Here is a 1,315-nt window from a genome sequence, read left to right on the forward strand (position 1 = left end):
TTCGCGTCGCAGCACCTTGAGTGCGCTCACCCGCTTGAGTCGTAACAAGGTAGGGCCGGCGAAGCCGATGAGCACCGCCAGCGCGGTCAGTACTCCCATCAATAACGGCAACGGCCCCGGTGGCGGCAGTTCGAGCGGTAGAAAATTCGTCAGAATCACCAGCAAGCCAGCCTGTCCCAGCAGGCCCAATAGCGCGCCCACCACCGCAGCCGCCAATGCCAGCCAGGCGAGCTGCAGGGCAAACAATGTCACCAGTTGTCGCTGAGAGGCGCCGAAACAGCGCAGCAACGCCGCCGTATCCAAATGGCGATCGACATAGCGACGCGTGGCCATGGCCACTGCCACTCCCGCCAGCAATACTGCAGCCAGCCCCGACAGACTCAGGTAGCGCTGGGCACGATCCAGCGCACCGCCCAGCCGAGGGCGATCCTCGCGCACGTCGCGTACTTCGACGCCATTGTCGCGCAGCCTCTCCAGACGCGACTGCACGCGCGCCACGGCGTCGGGCGGCCCTTGGGCCAACAACTCGTATTCGAGCCGCGAGCCAGGCTGCACCAGGTCAGTCGCCGCCAGATCGTCGCGATGCATCATCACGCGCGGATTGAAGGCCGAAAATCCGGCGCTCTGATCCGGCTCGCGCTCGATCAGGCCGCTCACGGTGAGCGTGCTGTCGCCTATCGCGAGCGCGTCCCCGATGTCGAGTTCCATCAGCCGCGCCAGACGCGGCGCCACCCACACGCTGCCGGGCGCAGGGCCGTGAGTCAGCGTCTCGAGCCCCTCGCCACGCTCGACGCGCACTTGCCCATATAACGGATAATCCGCGTCAACGACCTTGAGACTGGCCGGTTGGAAGGCATCGTCGCGACTGACCATCGAGATCAGATCGACCTGCTGCGAGAGCGTCAGTCCGGCATCGCGCAGCGTCTGGCGCAGTTCCTCGGAAAAGGGATCGCTCTGCTCGAGTACCAGGTCGCCGCCCATCAGTTGCCCGGCCTGTCGGGTCAGCCCTCGGTCGAGACGGTCCAGGAAGAAGCCGATCATCGTCGAGGCCGCCACTGCCAACGCCAGAGCCACGAACAGCGCCCGTACATCGGCGGCACGAAGATCACGCCACAGTCCCTTGAGCGATAGCGAGAGCGCCTTCACGAAGCCACCTCTTCGTGCCTCATGACCTGCAGGCGCCCTTCGTCAAGGCGCAGGCAACGCCCGCAGCGGCGTGCCAGAGCATGATCGTGCGTGACCAATATCAGTGTCGTGCCCATTTCCTGATTGAGCTCGAACAGCAAGTCGATGATATGCGCCCCCGTGGCGCGAT

1 protein-coding gene and 1 pseudogene are annotated in these 1,315 nt (G+C 64.9%); both read right to left on the reverse strand.

The annotated features are described in order from the left end of the window. The coding region (locus OP495_RS17905) for an FtsX-like permease family protein (protein ID WP_280571133.1) at positions 1 to 1,146 on the reverse strand (1,146 nt) is incomplete at its 3' end. Further along, positions 1,143 to 1,315, reverse strand: a pseudogene (locus OP495_RS17910) (ABC transporter ATP-binding protein); the annotation flags it as partial. The gene OP495_RS17905 and the pseudogene OP495_RS17910, both read right to left, overlap by 4 nt.

Origin of the sequence: Chromohalobacter sp. 296-RDG, from assembly GCF_029889885.1 — a bacterium.
Lineage (GTDB): Bacteria > Pseudomonadota > Gammaproteobacteria > Pseudomonadales > Halomonadaceae > Chromohalobacter.